The organism is Nocardioides allogilvus, from assembly GCF_003047285.1.
Taxonomy (GTDB): domain Bacteria; phylum Actinomycetota; class Actinomycetes; order Propionibacteriales; family Nocardioidaceae; genus Nocardioides; species Nocardioides allogilvus.
The window spans coordinates 1-15,783 of the sequence record NZ_PZYX01000021.1; the positions used below are offsets into that span (position 1 = coordinate 1).

Sequence of the window (15,783 nt, forward strand, 5' to 3'; positions counted from 1 at the left end):
GTCGGGTCACTCACTGGTACCGCGAGATTCACAGCCGAGATGGCGGCGGTCGGTGCTGGCGGTGCGCGAACTGTGCGAAGCAGTCTCTCGTAACTGCCTCAAATAATTGGCGCTAACCATTTCCTGGGAGAGGCGGGCAGGTTACGGTCGTGTCAAAGGTCGGTGACGCCGTTCGGCTGGCTCACGTCAACGGCAGCGATCCACGGCTCACCCCACTCACGCTGGCGGGCTGCCAACTGCGTTGGAGGCGGGGAAGATCTCGGGATGTCCAGAGCGGGACGCCGAATCAGTGACGACACGACACTGTATGGAGAAGCCGCGCAGCTCGACCATCCCACTGATCGCTCCCGGTCTGGGCTCCAGCTGACTATCCGTGACGACTAACAAATGACGACGACTTCGCAATAGGCACACACATCTCATATGGGGAGAATCTGTGGATCGCAAGTTCATCTTGGCCGTCGCCCAGGTGGGGGGCATCCAGCCGCAGGAGTCAAGGCACGACGTCGTGGCGAGATTGGTCGCTATGCTCGAGCAGGCCGTGGCCGCAGGAGCGAAGTTCGTCGTCTTTCCCGAGCTCACCCTCACAACGTTTTTTCCGCGCTACTGGTCCGACAAGATTTCCGGACACGATCAATACTTTGAGCGCGAGATGCCCAACGAGGCAGTAAACCCGCTGTTCAAGGCCGCCTTATCGCATGGTGTCGGCTTCTACCTCGGCTACGCGGAACTGACGAGTGACGGGCATCGCTACAACACGTCGATTCTGGTAGACAGCACTGGCCGCATCGTCGGCAAGTACCGCAAGATCCACCTTCCGGGCCACGCGGATAACCTCAAGGAGCTCAAGGCTCAACACCTCGAGAAGCGCTACTTCGAAGTCGGTGACCTAGGGTTTGGCGTGTTCGACGTTGACGGTGTGCGCTTTGGGATGTGCCTGTGCAACGACCGGCGCTGGCCCGAGGTCTACCGGATGCTTTCCCTTCAGAGTGCTGATGTGGTGGTGCTTGGCTACAACACCCCGCTGGATGTCCCGGGGTGGCAGGAGGAGCCCCACATGAAGATGTCGACCCATCTGCTGTCGCTGGCCGCGGGGGCATACCAGAATGCTGTGTGGGTGGCCGCTGCGGGCAAGTCGGGGACGGAGGACGGGACGTATATGGTCGGCGGATCGGCCATCGCGTCCCCGGCCGGCGAGATCGTCTCGAAGGTCATCGGTGACGGCGACGAGGTGGCTTTCGCGCAGATCGATCTGGACTACTCTGAACCGTTTCGTCAGAGCGTCTTCAACTTCGCCGCGCACAGACGCCCGGAGCACTACGGTCTCCTCGTCGAGCGGGTCGGCAGGGGCGAGCCCTTGCCAATTCCCAAGTCGGCCGGGTTGACATGAACGTCCTCTGCATTCACTCACAACGACGGGGGCAACGACCAGCCGCGACTGTGCCAGGTCGGAAGAAGTGAAATTGATCGTTGGTCTCCGCACCCGAAGGGGCTTCGTTCCCCCCAGGACCGACGCGTCAACACCGATGCTCGGTGTTGTTAATTCCGGCGGAGCCGAATCCGAATTGCTGCTTATAGACTTGGGAGAATCATGCGAACACTTATCAAGGGTGGTCGGGTCATCACCGCAGTGGACGACTACATCGCCGATGTCCTCATCGACGGAGAAACCATTGTGGCCATCGCCCACGACATCCAAGTTGAGGCGGACAAGACCATCGACGCGACGGGACAGTACGTCCTGCCCGGCGGCATCGACCCTCACGTCCACCTGCGCATGCCGTTTGCCGGGACCGAGACGATCGATGACTTCACGAGTGGCACGGCCGCCGCGACGCGCGGTGGCACCACTACCGTCATCGACTTCCCCCTGCAGCCGCGTGGTCATGGCCTGAAGGAGACCCTCGACAAGTGGCACGGCTTACTCGCGAACGACGAGCCGATGATCGACGTTGGCTTCCACATGATCGTGACCGACCTGAGCGACAACAAGCTCAAGGAGGTGGCTGCGCTTGTCGATCAGGGCGTCACGAGCTTCAAACTTTTCATGGCCTACAAAAATTCACTCATGGCCGATGACGAGACTATCTTCGAGGCGATGTGCGCCGCAGGCGAGAACGGCATGCTCACGATGATGCACGCCGAGAACGGCGGCATCATCGACGTCCTTGTCCGGCGGGCGCTCGCCGAGGGCAAAACCGGCCCGAAGTATCACGAGACGACGCGCCCCGCCAAGGCAGAGGCGGAGGCGGTCCACTCTGCCCTAGCCATGGCCGATATCGCAGAGGCACCTGTATACATCGTGCACCTGTCGGCCGAAGAATCTCTCCAGCACGTCGCAAATGCGCGCCAAGCGGGGCAGCAAGCCTATGCAGAAACCTGCCCACAATACCTGTTCTTCGACAACTCGGTCTACGACCTGCCCGACTTCGAGGCGGCCAAGTACGTATTCACCCCCCCGGCCCGAGCTAAGCACCACCAAGACTCGCTGTGGCGAGGCATAGCCGCCGACGACCTCGCCGTCGTCTCGACAGATCACTGCCCCTTCTGCTTCGCAGACCAGAAGCGAATGGGCATCGACAACTTCAGCAAGATCCCCAACGGTGGTCCCGGCATCGAATCCCGCCTCCAGCTCGTTCACGACGGCGGTGTGCGAACGGGGCGGATCACGCTCAACCGCATGGTCGACATCCTCTCCACCACGCCGGCCAAGCTCTTCGGGCTCTTCCCGAGGAAAGGCACGATCGCGGTGGGGAGCGACGCCGACATTGTGATCTTCGACCCGCAGCGCAAGGAGACCCTCACGGTCGCGACCCAAGTGTCCAAGGTGGACTACTGCGCTTACGAAGGCCGTGAGGTCAGCGGCTCGCCTACGGTGGTTCTCAGCCGCGGCGAGGTTGTGTGCGAAAACGGCATAGTTGTCGGCAAGGCAGGTCGTGGTCGGTTCATCAAGCGTGCCCAACACCTAGGCATGCTGCCCGGCACTCCGGTCACCAACTCCATCCGGATCAGTTGAGACACAACCGTCGGCAGGGCTCAAGCGCTGTGCCGAACCCTGCCACAGTGAGGAAGACCGATGGACGTGACCCTTTCCCATGCGGATGAGCAGCGAGTCGGCGCCGATCTAGACGCTCTAGCGGAGTTCAGTGTCGATGGCCCGGGTTGCACCAGGACACTGTTCAGTTCGGCCTACAACGAGTCTCGCTCTTGGGTGGCTGATCGGATGAGGGACGCAGGACTTGAGACCCGTCGCGATGCGGCAGGCAATCTCATCGGAATGCTCCAGGGCGAGGACCCCACGGCTCCGGCCCTGATGCTCGGGTCCCACACCGACACAGTGCGCTCGGGCGGCAACTTCGACGGCGTGGTCGGCGTGCTCGGCGCTATCGAGACGGTGCGCCTGCTGCGTGACGGCGGGCAGAAGCCGCGCCACACCATCCTGGTTGTCGACTTCTTGGGCGAGGAGTCGAACGACCACGGACTGACCTGCCTCGGCAGTCGCTGCATGACCGGGGAGTTAACAGCCGCCGACCTCGACCGTCCCGACGGAGAGGGCGTAACGCTGGGAGACCAGTGCGCGAGGACCGGCTTGGACCCGTCGGCCATGATCAGTCAGAGCTGGCTCGGACCCGACGAGGTTTCGGCCTATCTGGAGCTGCATATCGAGCAGGGCCCCGTCCTTGAACAGCGGGGAGTCGAGGTCGGGGTCGTCACGGCGATCGTCGGGATCGAGCGACTGATCGCCCGGTTCCTCGGTCGAGCGGACCACGCCGGGACGATGCCGATGAGCGACCGCCGTGATGCCCTCGCCGCGGCGGCCGAAGCTGTTCTCGCAATCCGGCAGCTCGGCTGCGACGCTCAGGGGGCCGGTGTGGCCACGACCTCACGTGTGACTGCCGTGCCAGGCTCCCCCAATGTAGTTCCGAGCGCCGCACGACTTGAGGCCGAGATGCGCAGCACCGACCCGGTTTGGCTCGACGCGGCGCGCGCCGTGCTGGCGCAGGAGGTCGCCGCCAAGGCCGGCGCACTGGGCGTAGGGGTCGAACTCGACTGGATTCATGACAACCAGGCCCAAAAGCTCGACGATTCGCTCCAGTCAGTCATCATCGGGGCCGCGGAGTCCCGGGGTTTGTCCTGGGCCCCGATCCCCAGCGGCGCGACGCACGACGCCGTTCACGTGGCTCGCAAGATTCCCGCCGCGATGATCTTTGTGCCGTCGGTCGATGGCCGCAGCCACTGTCCTGAAGAGATGACGAAGTTGTCGGACATCGCAAACGGCATCGACGTTCTTGCCAACACGATCCTTGCACTTGACCGTCGCTGATCTATCGGTTCACATCACCTCGCGAATTGCCGTCGCCAACGCAGCAGAAAGCAGTCAAACGTGACTTTGAAACATGACCCGCCCACCACCATTACTTTCTTCGTCAGCGGGGAGGGGATGCGGGGTGGAAGACTCAACGTCGGGCTCCGGGCTGCCCGATTCCTCGGAGCCGTCAAGACAGCCCCTACGTATTATTTCTACAGTGTTCGTGATGAGTTCCCCGGGCTGTATCCGGCCCCCGACGGCAAGGGGAGGTCAATCGAGGGCGAAGCTTACGAGGTCGACTACGAGACTCTCCGGGCGACCTTCCTGCCTCGGGAGCCCCATGAGCTTGAGCTCGGGATCATCGAGCTGGCGGATTCGCAGGGGAGCCTGGCGATGCTCCTGCGCTCAGAGCACCTAGACGACGCCGACGTGAAGGAGATTAGCTCTCACGGCGGTTGGCGGGCTTACCGCGGTCTGCCGAGCCCCGTCTGAGCTCTGGTCAGTGGCTCGGTCCGATGTGCCCGGAACCGGCCGATGCCCCCTGGTTCTGGAGGATCGGGGCTGTCTGCCCCAGCGTCTTTGGCGTTGCTGGGCAGTCACGTTGACTCGTTACCTGACCCCGGGTGAGGCGGGGTGGTGCGCGACGGACGGTTACGACCGCCGCCGTACGTGAGTGGGGTTTGCGGCGGCCGCGCCACCAAATCAACTATGTAGAGGTGCCGCGCGTAGAAGACGAGTAGTGCGGCGGCTAGGAAGAGCACTGAGGTCATGCGCCACGCGACGGCAAAGCTCATGCTGCCCGCGACGAGTCCGAACAGCGCAGGCCCAGCGGCCCCGCCAATAAAGGCCCCTGCCTGTACTACCCCGGACGCGGAGCCTGGAGCGTCACGGCCGACGCGGACTACGGCGTACAAAAGCAGGCCCGGCCATGACCACCCCAGACCGAAAGCCAAGAGCGTCGCCATGACCATCGTCCACGGGGAGGGCGCGGACAGCAGGGCGAGAGCAGCTGCTCCGACGAGCATCTGGAAGGCGACGACGGGGAGGTTTCGTCCTTCCCGGAGGTCGGCTCGATGGCCGGAGAAGACTCTGACCATGATGTTGAGTGCGCTTCCGACCGCCATGAGCAGCCCAGCCTCGCTCGGTGTGAGACCGACCTCGAAGCCCCACATGCCGACGAAGGAGCCAAGTGAGTTAGCTGCCGCGCTCGCCAATATCACTGCCGCCATAACGGCCAGCAAGGCTGACATAGGCGGCCGGTCGCGGCCGCCGGGCTGCTCAACCGTCGCACTCGGTCCCGGTGGCAACCGCAGACCCATGATCGTGACCACCAGGCCAGCCAGACCCGTGAGGGTGAAGGTCCACCTCCAGCCGACGACCGCGCCCACCACCGGCACCGCAAGGCCGGCGATCAAGATGGCCAGGGGGATCGCAGCCTGTTTCACGCCGAAGCCGAGACCGCGGCGGTTCGCCGGAATGGCCCGGGCAAGCGTGAGGTTCGAGGTCACCTGGCAGGCGGCATTCGCCGTGCCGAGGACGATCATTGGCAGGAGGAGACTGCTCCAGGACCAGGTAGCCCAGGCCGTCCAAAAGCCGCCCACGGTCGCGAGTGCGCCCGCCACGACTGTGCTCCTTCGACGACCGAGGCGATCCAACAACCCGCCCCCGAGCAAGGCGGAGACAGCTGCCGAGGCGAAGAAGGCGCTGACGGCGATGCCGAGATGGAACTCGTCAAAGTCCAAGTCCGAGCGAACGAAGACCGCCTGTGCGCCCAGGAGAAAGACCGGGATAGTGCCTAGTGTTGTTAGGGCGCTGGCACCGCTTACGACCCGAGCGACGGGTGAGATCCTGGGAAGCCCTCGCCTTCTCCTGTGCGGGGTCGCTTCGATGCGTGGACGCAGCTGATGGTGAGGGTGTCGTCGTGACATCCTCTCCATAATCGACACGGTACAAGTTCGACCCGCCTCGATCATGGACCGCCCCCGAGAAACCGGAAGGACCACCCCCGTGCCCACCGAACCCGTCGCGAATGACGCGTTGTTCAGCACTTTCACCATCGGAGCCCTACAGTTGCCCAACCGTGTGGCGGTGGCTCCGATGACGCGGGTCAGCGCCACCGCAGATGGAGTGGTTACCGACCGGATGGTCGATTACTATGAGGGCTTCGCGCGCGGCGGCTTTGGCCTGATCATCACCGAGGGTATCTACATCGACACCGATCACAGCCAAGGCTACCTGAACCAGCCGGGGCTCACCAACGCCGAGCAGGAGCTCGGTTGGTCTCGAGTGGTCGAGCGCGTCCACGCGGCTGGCGGCAAGATCTTCGCGCAGTTGATGCACGCGGGCTCGCACTCTCAAGGCAACCCCTATGCCACTTCCACCCTTGCCCCCTCCCCAATCACCCCGCGTGGCCAGCAGCTCACCTTCTACCGGGGCGAGGGCCCCTACACCACGCCGCGCGAGATCACTCGCGAGGAGATGACCGATGTCCAAACGTCATTCACCTGCGCCGCCCGCCGCGCCGTTGCAGCCGGCTTCGACGGCGTCGAGCTGCACGGCGCCAACGGGTACCTGCTCGACCAGTTTCTCACCGACTACCTCAACGAGCGCTCCGATGAGTATGGCGGCAGCGCGGAGAACCGGATCCGCTTCGCGGCTGAGGCCTGCGCCAGCGTCATCGCAGAGGTCGGCTCGGAAATCGCCGTCGGCATCCGCATTTCCCAAGGCAAGGTGAGCGATGGCGACCACCGCTGGTCAGGCGCGACCGCCGACGCCGTGACGATCTTCGAAACGCTCGGTCGCACCGGAATAGACTTCCTGCACACTACGGAGTACCAAGCTCTCGCGCCTGCCTTCGCCACCGGATCAGAGACGCTGGCCGATCTAGCGAAGCAGCACGGCAGGGTGCCCGTAATCGTCAACGGACAGCTGGACCAACCGGAGGCCGCTCGCGAGATCCTGCGCAGCGGATCAGCAGACATCATCGCTCTCGGCAAGGCGGCGCTGGCGAACCGGGACTGGCCACGCCGCGTCCGGGACGGCGTCCCCGTCGCAACCGAGCTGCGGGACGGCACCCTTGGCCCGATCGCCGACATCAAGGACTGGGAGCTCGGGGACTGACGCGGGGCCGGCGCAAAGAGAGGGTGGCTGAGAGCCGGCTCGCCGGTTGCTTGAAGGATGGCGCAGGTGACAGCCTGATGTGCCAGGCGTTCGCTGAGGACGGCGGGCCTCTCAGCTGTACGACCGGTCCGTTGTCAGGCGACACGTCCCGTCATACAACGATGTGGTGTGCGGCGCTTCCCTGCATCGAGTCGCGTATGAGGAATAGAGCCCCGAGGTGCCTGCGCGACGGTCCGATCGGATCACGGCGGGGTTCACCCTGCATCGCATCCCGTGCTGACCGGGTTCGTCGACCTGTCCGAACCAACTCCTCACCTGTGCGCGGCTGACCTGGTGGTGGGAGGCGGGTCCTTCGAGGCAGGGAACGGTGAGTCCCTGCCAACGGCTTCAACGCCCGGAGTTACCGACGATGGTGTTCGCCGCGGGGCGCGCGGAGAGCAAGTCGCACAGGTCTACGAGTTGTCGAAGCGGGAGAGAGCTGTCCGCTATTGCGGAGCAAGGTGCCGCAAGCTCGGGTAATCGCCGCGGGAGAGCCGATCACGGAGAAGATGATGAGTACCTTCGTTCCATGACACCAGAGGAAGAACAGCTTCGGAAAATCGCAGAGGACCAGCCGGCTTTCTCGCGATTCATGGGTATCACCCTGATCAGCTTCACTCGCGACCGCATCGTCGCGCAGTTGGTGGTGCGCGACGAAATGGCGAACCGTAACGGTGTCCTGCACGGCGGAGCAATCATGGCCTTCGCTGACAACCTCGGTGGGACTGCGGCGAGCCTCAACCTTCCACCGGGCGCGAGCACGACCACGATGGAGAGCAAGACGAACTTCCTCCGCTCCGTCACGATCGGGCAGACGGCAGTCGCAGAATGCGTTCCGCTGCACCGAGGGCGCACCACGTCCCTATGGCAGACGACGGTCAGCGACGAGAGCGGACGCGTGGCCGCGATCGTGACACAGACCCAACTGGTGCTTCGACCATGAGTGGGTAGGAGGAAAGCGGCGGCGACAAGAGGCGAAAGCGGTCCTCCGCGTCGGCCGAGGCGTTGTGCTGTCGAAGCTAGCTGTTCACGAGCGAGGCTAGTCAAGGAACGTCGTCACCGACCACGTTCACGAACTTGCGTCCAGGGAGAGAGGCTGGCACAACCGCCCGCCGTCGTGGTGCTCATCCGCGAGCGAACGACCATTCCCGACGAGGCGTGTCGGGGCTGCCGAACCTACGGCTGATCGCCATCAGCGGGGGCAACTTGGCAGTGGACATTCTTCACCCGTCATTGCCGGCGGGCGATGAGCGACGAGAACGGAAGGGCCGCTGGCGTCCAACAGACCTCGCTAGGGCAACGACCTGGGCAAATTTCCCGTCCCGTCACCACGTTGACAGAATGTACGGCGCATTCATAATATGGCCGGACATTCACCCAGGGACGGATACATCGGATGCTGACGCTTGAAGGCCTCACGGTTGTCTCGCTGGAGCAGGCGGTGGCGGCACCGTTCGCGACTCGCCAGCTCGCCGACCTTGGGGCACGCGTGATAAAGGTTGAGCGACCAGGTCCCGGCGACTTCGCGCGCGGCTACGACGAGACGGTGAAGGGTCTCTCGAGCCACTTCGTGTGGCTCAACCGCTCCAAGGAGTCCATTGCCCTCGACCTGAAGAGCGAGGACGGGCTGCGCGCCGTTCAGGCGCTGATCGCCCGAGCCGACGTCTTCGTCCAGAATCTCGCCCCGGGGGCCGCCCAACGCCTCGGCCTCGGTGCCGAGACGCTACGAGCCCTGCACCCCGCCTTGATCCACGTCTCGATCTCCGGCTATGGCGACGGTGGTCCCTACACCACGAAGAAGGCCTACGACCTGCTCGTTCAGTGCGAGGCCGGGCTGTTGTCCATCACCGGTACCCCCGACGAACCCAGCAAGGTCGGCATCTCGGTCGCGGACATCGCCGCAGGGATGTACGCCTACACCGGCATTCTCACCGCCCTCTTGCGCCGCCATCGCACCGGCGAGGGTGCGACCGTGGAGGTCTCAATGCTCGAAGCGCTCGCCGAGTGGATGGGGTTTCCTCTTAACTACGCGATGTACGGCGGCAGCTCACCGCTTCGTTCCGGGGCGTCCCACGCAGCGATCGCTCCCTACGGCCCGTTCCGGTGCTCTGCCGGCGAGCAGGCATTCCTGGGGATCCAGAATGAGCGCGAGTGGGTCACCTTCTGCGCGACTGTGCTGGAGCAGCCGGAACTGGCCCACGACGAACGGTTCCGGACCAACTCGCTGCGGGTGTCCAACCGCCCCGAACTCACGAGGTACGTCGAGAGTGTCTTCGCGGAACTCCCGGTGGACGTGGTCATGGACCGGCTCGAGCGCGCGGGGATCGCCAACGCCCGGCTCCGAGATCTAGCTGGCCTCGCCGCGCACCCCCAACTTGAGGCGCGCAACCGGTGGCGTCAGGTCGGGTCCGAGGTCGGCCCGCTGAGTGCCCTCGTGCCGCCGGCCATGCTCGACGGCGAGGAGCCCCAGATGGGTCCCATCCCGAGACCGGGAGAACACACCGCCAAGATTCTGGCTGAGCTAGGGCTTGGACCCAGTACAGCTGCGCCCCCGGCGGACCATTTGCCGGAGCTGTTGCCATGACCGAGCTGACCTCCGCCGGAGATGCCCGCAAGGCCCGGCCCGTCGCAGAAGCCCTCGCCGAGTGGGCTTTGGCCCTAGTGCCGAGCCACGAGGACTTGGCGCTGGCCGACCGGGCCCTTCTCGACACGGTCGCCGTCGGCGTCACCGCGCGCAGGCACCACATCCTGCGGGTGGGTGCCAGCCTCGCCGAGGTCGGCCGGTGGGCCGCAGCCTGCCACGTCATCGACTTCGACGACCTGCACATGCCCTCCACGGCCCACATCAGCACCGTGTGTATCCCTGTCGCCCTGGCCACCGGGGGCGGATCCGCCGCCTACTTGGCTGGTGCCGGGGTGATGGCACGGGTGGGCACGGCGTTGGGCTGGCGGCACTACTCATCGGGGTGGCACGCGACCACGACCTCCGGTGCCCTCGGGGCGGCTGTCACCGCTGCGGTTGCGCTCGGGCTTGACGCCGACCAAACTGCACGGGCCATCGCACTCGCGGTGCCGGCCGCGGGTGGCGTACAGCGGGCGTTCGGCACCGACGCCAAGGCACTGCAGATCGGCCTCGCCGCTGAGGCGGGCATTCGGGCCGCGGAGTTCGCCCAGGCCGGGGCGAGCGCCGACATCTCCGCCGTCGACGCGTGGCTGCGCCTGGTCGGGGGTGACCTCGACCTGCTTGACCTCGATGGACCCGCGGTCCCCGGTGGACTCGCGATCAAGATTTACCCGGCCTGCTACGCGCTCCAGCGTCCGATCAGCGCCGTCCGGTCCGCGCTGGACCTAGCAGGCGCACCGCTGGACCCGGCTACGGTCAGGAGGGTGCGTGTGCGCACTCCGGCGGCATCCGTCCAGCCCCTGATCCACCACCGTCCCCAGGACGGGCTGCAGGGCAAGTTCAGTCTCGAGTACGCCGTGGCCACCGCGATCCTCGACGACCGGCAGGGCTTCGAGGCGTTCTCCGACGAGGCGGTGCGACGACCGGAGGCCCAGCGCCTTGTGGGACTCGTCGAGACCACGCTCGTCGACCAAGGCGACTCGCTCCTGTCGGGTCGGGTTGAGCTCGAGTTGCACACCGCCGGGGGTCTGATACACGCCTCGCTCGAGCATCCGCCCGGATCTCCCCAGCGACCGCCGACCGAGGACGAGTTGGGGCAGAAGGTTGCACTCTGTCTGGCCGGTAGCGGCGTGAATCGCTCCGACATCAGTTGGGCCGGCGGCGGCGAATTGCTTCGCCGCACCCTCACCGGCCCCTAAACCCCGGCCGACCAGCATCCGCCGCACCAGCGACTTGAAGGGAAACGCCATGGAAGGCCTGTCCGAGGAAGAGGCGGCGATCATTGAGGTCGTACGCGAGTTCGTGGACCGCGACGTCAAGCCGGTCGTGCAGGAGCTTGAGCACGCCAACACTTATCCCGAGAAGCTCATCGACTCGATGAAGCAGCTCGGGATCTACGGACTCGGCATCGACGAGCCCTGGGGTCAGGCCAAGGTGAGCACGTCGTGCTACGTGCTCGTCACCGAGGAGCTCTCGCGCGGTTGGATGAGCCTGGCCGGTGCGATGGGGGGCCACACCGTCGTCGCGAAGCTGATCCAGGATTACGGCACGCAGCAGCAGAAGGACAACTACCTGCCGCGCCTGGCGACCGGGGAGCTGCGCGCCACCATGGCGCTCACCGAGCCCGGCGGCGGTTCCGATCTGCAGGCGATGCGCACCAGTGCCCGCCGTGAGGGTGACGACTACGTCATCAACGGGTCCAAGACCTGGATCTCGAACGCGCGGCGGGCCGACCTGATCGCGCTGATGTGCAAGACCGACCCGAACGCCGACCCCAAGCACCGGGGCGTCTCCATCGTGCTGGTGGACAAGGAGAGCGGCGCCGACGGGCTCACCATCTCCCGCGACCTGCCCAAGCTCGGCTACAAGGGCGTCGAGAGCTGCGAGCTCGTCTTCGAGGGCCTCCGCGTCCCGACAACTTCCCTGCTCGGTGTCGCCGAGGGCAAGGGCTTCGCCCAGATGATGCGCGGACTCGAGGTGGGTCGCCTCCAGGTGGCCGGTCGGGCCCTGGGCGTCGCCCGGGCCGCGATCGACGACTCGCTGCGCTACGCCCAGGACAGGCAGAGCTTCGGCGTCCCGATCTGGAAGCACCAGTCGATCGGCAACTACCTGGCCGAGATGGGCACCAAGCTCACGGCGGCCCGGCAGCTGACGCTCTACGCGGCGCGCCGTTTCGACGCCGGAGAGCGTGCCGACATGGAGGCCGGGATGGCCAAGTTGTTCGCCTCCGAGACCGCGATGGAGATCGCGCTGAACGCCGTCCGGATCCATGGCGGCTACGGCTACTCGACGGAGTTCGACGTCGAGCGCTACTTCCGCGACGCCCCGCTGATGATCGTTGGTGAGGGCACCAACGAGATTCAGCGTAACGTGATCGCCAAGCAGATGGTCAAGCGGGGCGCGACGTGGGCGGAGTGAGTGCTATGCCCGCGCCGGCGTCCACACCGCGGCCCCTCGGGCCAGCCGGGAGCGCCCGGTCGCTGCTGTTCGTGCCGGGCACCACTCCCGCGCGCTTCGACAAGGGGCTCGCCAGCGCCGCCGACCTGGTCGTGCTCGACCTGGAGGACGCCGTCCCCGAGGAGCACAAGGGCTCCGCGAGGGCCGCGGTCGTCGACTGGCTGAGCACCCGCGGGAGGGCCGCCGCCGTACGCGTCAACGGTGTGGGGAGCCCACACCACGCGCAGGACGTCGCGGCGTTGACGGGGCTCCCAGGCCTGCTGGCCGTGGTGGTGCCGATGGCGTGCTCTCCCGAGGCGCTCGCCGACCTGCACGGCAGGCTCGGTCCCGCGGTCGAGATCGTCGCGCTCGTCGAGACCGCGACCGGCCTCCTCCGGGCCGCGGACCTGGCCCGCGTCCCGGGCGTTGCCCGGCTCGCGTTCGGGAACCTCGACTTCGCCTTCGACATCGACGCCGACGTGGACGCCGAGTCGATGCTCCTAGCCCGGTCCACCCTAGTACTGGCTTCGCGGGCAGCAGGCCTGCCCGGCCCGGTCGACGGTGTCACTACCGACCTCGACGATCCCGATGCGGTTCGCGACGACGCCGTACGGGCCCGACGGCTCGGGCTTACCGGCAAGCTCTGTATCCACCCGAACCAGCTGGCGGCCGTCAATGCGGCGATGAGCCCAAGCGAGGACGAGATCACCTGGGCGCGGCAAGTGGTCGACAGTCGGGTCAAGGGTGCGGTGCGCCTTGACGGCCAGATGGTCGACGCTCCAGTGGTCCTGAAGGCCGAGGCGATTCTGACCCGGGCGCAGCACCTGTCCGGAAACGGCCGCGATGAGTGAGTCCGCGAACGTCGCCGTGCGCACGGAGGTGATCGGACACGAGCAAGCGGAGGCCTTGGCGCACCTGCTCGGCACCGAGGTTCCGGAGTACTCCCTGCCGCCCCTGTGGCACTGGACCTACCTGCTCGATCGTCGTCCGCACGCCGATCTCGGCCCGGACGGTCACCCGACGTTCGGGATCCCGGCGCCACCAGGCCCGGGCCGCAAGCGGATGTTCGCCGGCGGCACGGTTTCGACCTACGGCGAGTTGATCTTCGGTCGGCCCGCGACCCGGACCACCTCGGTCGCCGCCACGCGGGAGAAGCAGGGCCGCACGGGGCCGCTGACGTTCGTGACGGTGCGCAACGAGTACGCGCAGGACGGCCGGATCCTGGTCGTGGACGAGAACGACATCGTCTACCGCAGCTCCGACTCCCAGGTGCCGGCAGTGAGCGGACCGGCGGCAGGCGCGGATCCGCTGCCGGCCTCGGACCCCAGCCTGACCCTCACCGTCGACGAGGCTCTGCTGTTCCGCTTCTCAGCCCTGACCTACAACGCACACCGGATCCACTACGATCACACTTGGGCCCGCATGGAGGGGTACACCGACCTTGTCGTGCACGGACCGCTCCAAGCCCTGATGATGGGCGAGCTCCACCGCCGGGCGGGCGCCGGGCTGGTTGGACGGATGTTCTCCTACCGCCTGGTCAGCCCCATGGTCGGGCCCCAGACGTTCACCGTCGCCGCTGCGCAGGGCGGTCTGGACGCCGGGGCGGAGGTCCGCGACGCCCACGACACCACCACGGCCGTGAGCACCGTCGGGCGTATTGATCCCGTAGGCTACTGAGGTGGCCCGGTCGGGATGCTGGAGCAACCTCCTAGCGGGCTGGATCCCCTGACGGAACAGGTGGAACCCTTCAGAGCGTTGTTATTGCGGTGGTGCAAAGTTCCCAGGGCTTGGTGGACGCCTTGACTGGTCAAGGGCCGGATCCGCTCACGCCCGGACAGGGCGAAATGTAGCGCCGGGACGGAGCGACGCTCCCCAGGTCGCGGCGGAAACCACCGTTCTCTCTGTCAACGGCCAGTTTCTGGTCCCGCTGGTGGTCAAGTAGAAGTCCCACTCCTCGTCTATGTTCACGTGGTTTTGATGCGGGTTCCTCCGTTCTGGTGGCAGCCTGAGTTCTAGTGCGGCCAGGCGAGCGCCACACTCGGGCATGACATCGCCCTGCCCGAGCGTGGAAGTCACGTGGCCTGCCGCCCAGGCCAGCGAGGGCGGAACGCAGACAACTTTGAAAGCGCAGGGGGGCTTACGACGGCCCGGACCTCCATCTCGGCCTCGCCGATCTGCCTAGCTAGGGCAAGTTGCGGCGAAGCCGGACACGGTAGGAGTACCGGTCGGGGTGGAAGTGGCTGACCGCGAGCTCGACGGGCGAGCCCAAGCTGTCGAAGTACATCCGATCCACCCTCAACAGCGGGGTCCCAGGCTCGACTTGGAGCTCGTGGGCCACGACGCTTTCAGCGGTCTCCACCGTGATGCTCTGCTCGGCGTCCTGGATGGGGTGCTTGAGCACCGCATCCAGGACGCCGATGACGGTGATTGCGCTGGTGGAGCCTTCGGTGTTGACCTCCGGCCGGTCGGCCACGAGGTCGGCGATCTCTGGGGGCAGCCAGACCACCGTGTGCGAAAACGGGTCGCCTTGGTGCAGACGGACGAAACTGACCCGGTGAACGCGGTCGTGGGTCATGCGTAGCCGACTAGCCGCGATCGGGTCGATCACCGGCCCCAGAGGCTTGAGCACCCTCATCTCGCTGTCCGAGGATAGCGACATCAGGTCATCGACGGAGCCGAACTGACGCAGGTAGCGGCCTGTGGCGGGTGTGGCGAACGTGCCTCGGCCCGGTACGCGCGTGACCAGGCCTTCCGCCACCAGGTCTTGGAACGCGCGTCGGACCGTCTGACGGCTGACCCCATGCTGCGTTGCCAGTTGCGCCTCAGTTGGCAGAGCGGTCTCGGCGTCGAAGACGCGGTCCAGCAACTGTGTTCTGAGCTCGTTCTGGAGCCGGCGAAAAGCTGGTTCCCGACGGGCGGGTTTGGTCACTCGCTGCCTCCTTGTGCGAGTTACGGCTCCGGATGGGTACTCGTGAAAGCAGGTTCTCTGCGTCCGATCCTGAATCGCGAGATTAGCAGGCCACCGGCCAAGTTTGACCGACTGATCTCGAGTGAACTCCAGCCAAAGACGCCAAGTGGCCGTCCAAACCGGGAACATTTTGTCATCGCGCAGGATGAGGACCTTGACGTGAGCCAAGCCACACCGGTATAAATGGCCTGTCATATCACCGGGCTCGCCCGGCCAATCTGGCGGGCAGCGCCGCCCGTCGCCACCTCGGTCTTGAGCAGTCGCCCGATATTTGTTGAGCGGCCCGAA

The 15,783-nt window shown here is 65.8% G+C and carries 13 protein-coding genes; 11 read left to right on the forward strand and 2 right to left on the reverse strand.

Annotation, left to right across the window (positions count from 1 at the left end; translation table 11 throughout):
* Nucleotides 1-436: 436 nt before the first annotated feature.
* The 4 genes from C9J87_RS18990 to C9J87_RS19005 all read left to right on the forward strand — a co-directional run bounded on the left by C9J87_RS18990 (nt 437) and on the right by C9J87_RS19005 (nt 4,801).
* Entirely contained in the window at nt 437-1,390 is a 954-nt protein-coding gene (locus C9J87_RS18990; RefSeq protein ID WP_198652414.1) for an N-carbamoyl-D-amino-acid hydrolase, read from the forward strand.
* A 201-nt stretch (nt 1,391-1,591) separates the two neighbouring features.
* Nucleotides 1,592-3,016 (forward strand): dihydropyrimidinase, encoded by a 1,425-nt coding sequence (gene hydA / locus C9J87_RS18995; protein WP_107706320.1) that lies wholly within the window; start codon nt 1,592-1,594, stop codon nt 3,014-3,016.
* 60 nt (nt 3,017-3,076) lie between these two features.
* Nucleotides 3,077-4,324, forward strand: a complete 1,248-nt coding sequence (locus C9J87_RS19000) for a M20 family metallo-hydrolase (RefSeq protein WP_198652415.1) — start codon at nt 3,077-3,079, stop codon at nt 4,322-4,324.
* Between the two features lie 60 nt (nt 4,325-4,384).
* Nucleotides 4,385-4,801, forward strand: a complete 417-nt coding sequence (locus C9J87_RS19005; protein WP_198652416.1) for an allophanate hydrolase-related protein — start codon at nt 4,385-4,387, stop codon at nt 4,799-4,801.
* A gap of 104 nt (nt 4,802-4,905) precedes the next feature.
* Here the strand turns inward: C9J87_RS19005 and C9J87_RS19010 are convergent, their stop codons facing one another.
* The gene (locus C9J87_RS19010) at nt 4,906-6,246 is read right to left on the reverse strand and encodes an MFS transporter (RefSeq protein WP_157953262.1); all 1,341 of its coding nucleotides are present in this window, start codon (nt 6,244-6,246) and stop codon (nt 4,906-4,908) included.
* Nucleotides 6,247-6,316: 70 nt separating this feature from the next.
* Between C9J87_RS19010 and C9J87_RS19015 the strand changes: the two genes are divergently transcribed.
* The 7 genes from C9J87_RS19015 to C9J87_RS19045 all read left to right on the forward strand — a co-directional run bounded on the left by C9J87_RS19015 (nt 6,317) and on the right by C9J87_RS19045 (nt 14,204).
* On the forward strand, nt 6,317-7,429 hold the full coding sequence (locus C9J87_RS19015) for an oxidoreductase (RefSeq protein WP_198652417.1): 1,113 nt from the start codon (nt 6,317-6,319) through the stop codon (nt 7,427-7,429).
* A gap of 568 nt (nt 7,430-7,997) precedes the next feature.
* Nucleotides 7,998-8,411: a PaaI family thioesterase gene (locus tag C9J87_RS19020; RefSeq protein WP_107706323.1), complete on the forward strand. Its 414-nt coding sequence runs from the start codon at nt 7,998-8,000 to the stop codon at nt 8,409-8,411.
* A 453-nt stretch (nt 8,412-8,864) separates the two neighbouring features.
* Complete coding sequence (locus C9J87_RS19025; RefSeq protein ID WP_107706324.1) at nt 8,865-10,052, forward strand: CaiB/BaiF CoA transferase family protein; 1,188 nt, start codon at nt 8,865-8,867, stop codon at nt 10,050-10,052.
* Nucleotides 10,049-11,290, forward strand: a complete 1,242-nt coding sequence (locus C9J87_RS19030) for an MmgE/PrpD family protein (RefSeq protein ID WP_107706325.1) — start codon at nt 10,049-10,051, stop codon at nt 11,288-11,290. Before C9J87_RS19025 ends, C9J87_RS19030 begins: the two co-directional genes overlap by 4 nt.
* A 49-nt stretch (nt 11,291-11,339) precedes the next feature.
* On the forward strand, nt 11,340-12,509 hold the full coding sequence (locus C9J87_RS19035) for an acyl-CoA dehydrogenase family protein (protein ID WP_198652418.1): 1,170 nt from the start codon (nt 11,340-11,342) through the stop codon (nt 12,507-12,509).
* Between the two features lie 5 nt (nt 12,510-12,514).
* Nucleotides 12,515-13,378 (forward strand): HpcH/HpaI aldolase/citrate lyase family protein, encoded by an 864-nt coding sequence (locus C9J87_RS19040; protein WP_107706326.1) that lies wholly within the window; start codon nt 12,515-12,517, stop codon nt 13,376-13,378.
* Nucleotides 13,371-14,204, forward strand: a complete 834-nt coding sequence (locus C9J87_RS19045; protein ID WP_107706327.1) for a mesaconyl-C4 CoA hydratase — start codon at nt 13,371-13,373, stop codon at nt 14,202-14,204. The genes C9J87_RS19040 and C9J87_RS19045 overlap by 8 nt, the downstream gene beginning before the upstream one ends.
* A 505-nt stretch (nt 14,205-14,709) precedes the next feature.
* Here C9J87_RS19045 and C9J87_RS19050 read toward each other — a convergent pair.
* Nucleotides 14,710-15,456, reverse strand: coding sequence for a GntR family transcriptional regulator (locus tag C9J87_RS19050; RefSeq protein ID WP_198652419.1), 747 nt, complete (start codon nt 15,454-15,456; stop codon nt 14,710-14,712).
* Nucleotides 15,457-15,783: the final 327 nt, after the last annotated feature.